General features: G+C 59.9%; 3 protein-coding genes and 1 pseudogene. 2 read left to right on the top strand and 2 right to left on the bottom strand.

Annotated elements, in window-relative coordinates; genetic code table 11:
- A partial coding sequence (locus B1C80_RS28840; RefSeq protein ID WP_236648958.1) for a hypothetical protein occupies window positions 1-244 on the top strand: 244 nt, incomplete at its 5' end.
- Between the two features lie 125 nt (window positions 245-369).
- Here the strand turns inward: B1C80_RS28840 and B1C80_RS28265 are convergent.
- The gene (locus B1C80_RS28265; RefSeq protein ID WP_139361768.1) at window positions 370-621 is read right to left on the bottom strand and encodes a hypothetical protein; all 252 of its coding nucleotides are present in this window, start codon (window positions 619-621) and stop codon (window positions 370-372) included.
- 11 nt (window positions 622-632) lie between these two features.
- Window positions 633-1,412, bottom strand: a complete 780-nt coding sequence (locus tag B1C80_RS27980) for a hypothetical protein (RefSeq protein WP_139361767.1) — start codon at window positions 1,410-1,412, stop codon at window positions 633-635.
- Window positions 1,413-1,700: 288 nt separating this feature from the next.
- Here B1C80_RS27980 and B1C80_RS27975 point away from each other — a divergent pair.
- Window positions 1,701-2,644, top strand: a pseudogene (locus B1C80_RS27975) (sensor protein lytS); the annotation flags it as partial.

Genomic DNA, 2,644 nt, shown 5'->3' with positions numbered 1-2,644 from the left:
GATGGGTGGGGGTGGGGTGGGGTACCGCGTGATTACGACCAATACGCGACCGATGCGTTTGCTACCGACGCTAGCTGTTACGTCCCTACGGGACGGTGGGGCGGGGTGTGCCTGTGCTACCCCGGCTACCGACGCTACGCTGTTACGTCCCTACGGGACGGTGGGTGGGGTGTGCCTGTGCTACCCCGGCTACCGACGCTGCGCTGTTGTGTCCCTACGGGACGATGGGTTAGGAGACACATAGGCGACGCGTTTGCTACCGACGCTAGCTGTTACGTCCCTATGGGACGGTGGGTGGGGGGCGGTGCGATATTCCACAGAGGTTAATAGTATCACATCGTAGATAACTCTTTGTCCCGTAAGTAAATATCAGCGCAGCGTCACTGACAACGAGCGTTCGCTAACTCCTTGTCCCGTAGGGACGTAACAGCTAGCCCCGCTAGCGTCGGTAGCCAGGTAGCCACCCCCACCCACCGTCCCGTAGGGACACAACAGCGCAGCGTCGGTAGCATGCCAGCACCCCACCCCACCCATCGTCCCGTAGGGACGTAACAGCGTAGCGTCGGTAGCAAACGCGTCGGTAGCCAGGCACACCCCACCCACAACCCAGGTCACGCCCATCTTCCGTCATTCTATTTGCCCGGGCGGACGGTGTATTGCTCGAACCGGAACACTTCCTGCCGGACAACCTCGAACGTGCGGGTCAGCTGCTTCTGGGCGGCTGCCAGCTTAGGGTCGGCGGGTTCGGCCAGGACGTTCAGGCTGGTCATGGGGCGGGCCATGGCGAAGCCGTATCCTTTCTCACTGCCGTTGGGGACCATCAGCGTCGAAAACGCCCAGCCACCGAGCCGTTTCTGACTGATCTGCGCAGCACCCGCCTGCTTCAGCGACGCTACCGCCCCCGTTCCGTCGGCCAGCGGATCGCGGAGCTTGAGGAAGTCGACAACCACCGTCGAGGTTTTGCCGGGGCCGAAATCAGGGCCGAACAGAGCGTCGGTGTTTTCCCAGATTTCGATCTTCACCACCGGAGCCGTCAGCCGGTCGCGCCGGTTGAGGTCGGCCATGCGTACCTGTACACTGTCGCCGTAGATTTTGGCCATTGCAGCGGCCGACGCCCCGTTGATACCCATGTTGGGCGAAACAATGCAGGTGACGTAATCGTACTCGCTGGGGTTCGGGTTTGAGCTGAACTGCTTCACCATCATGTGCCAGCCGATGAGTTTCCCCTCGTCGACGGCAGCCTGGTTAACGGCTTTCCATTCGCGTTCGACCGGCAGGGCATCCTGAATGGTTTTGCCCGGTGCCAGCTTATGGAAAATCAGGTAGGTGTAGGTCTTCGACGGTACGGACTGAGCCAGCGCGGTAGCTGCGAGAAAGAGACAAAAGAACAGGGAGGGAAGTCGGTGTTTCACAGAAAAAGAGTTTAGTGACAAAATCGAACATCGGCCGGCTTTCTACTTATTCCGGGTCGTCATAAACGGGATTTTTACCGGCAGCTTTCACCCGGGTTAATGCCCTGGCAGCCCGCCTGCGCAGCAGCCCAAAGCCGTGGGAGCCGGGTCGGGCGTGCCGCAGAAGATGACGAACGGGGGGAAGACATGGTCAGACACCAGGTTCACCCCATTTTTGGGTGGGTCTGTCCCATTTCTTCCCGGCGTCGCCCGGACCCGCTTAGCTTTGATCAAAAATCGAATAAAGCAATGCGGGATGGACGGGGTATTCGGCGGTATGAGCTACTATTTGTAGTGAGTGTTACGGTCCTTTACGTAGTCAGGCGGCTCCTCGAAGAGGTCGACCGGATCGATGGTATGGTTGGATCGGCTGCTGACAATGGGGTGGCGGCCGCTACGTTCTGGCGGCATCTGGGCTCGTATGACCATACCCTGCACACCAATGTTCCGCTCATAGCGGGGGCTTGCCTGTTGCTGGGTGCCTGGTATGTTTTTCATCATCTGGCAGCACCCGCCCTCCAGCGCCAGCCCGATGATCCGGGCGCCTGGCTTTATGCGGTCGTAGCGGGCGTGTTGATCCTGGCAGCTGTCTTTATTTACCAGTACATGCGGCTCTACGTACGTTATCAGCACGACGAAAGTGGTCGTGTAATCGGACTGGCTGTTTATTCGCTATACCGCAAACGGCTGGTGCTGGCCGATGCCATCGGGGTCGGCATTGTACTGACCGCCTACGAAGCCGCCTTTGGCTACTACACCTTTCTGGCGCGCCGGATTGCCGGCGAGTCCGAAGGCCATTTCAGGATCGTGAGTTTTTTGCTGTTGATGGGGGTGAGCGTGCTGGCAACATCGTTCGCGCTGACGGGAAGCCTGCCGCCGGTCTTGTGGCGCGCCGGGCTTCGTGATGGGCTGCTGATGCTGGGCCTCGTGCTGGCGATTCTTTTCCTGCAGGCCTATATCTACCGGTACGTGCTGCCCGCGCTGAAGACCCCCCAGTCGTCGGGTCTGTTTGTTCACATAGCGGCCGTACTGCTCCTGGCGGCAGCGGCAACGACGATACTGTGGGGCGCCAGCACAAACTTCTACTACTACGCGCCGGATACCATCGTCTCGTTTACGGCGGTCGTGGTGGTGGGGGCCGTAACGAGTGCTTACCTGCGCCGGGTGCTGACCCGGGAAAATCAGCTGTTACA

The sequence above is a fragment of the Spirosoma sp. 209 genome (genome assembly GCF_002006735.1).
In the GTDB taxonomy this organism is placed as follows: domain Bacteria; phylum Bacteroidota; class Bacteroidia; order Cytophagales; family Spirosomataceae; genus Spirosoma; species Spirosoma sordidisoli.
This window is presented reverse-complemented; position numbering and strand designations above follow the sequence as displayed.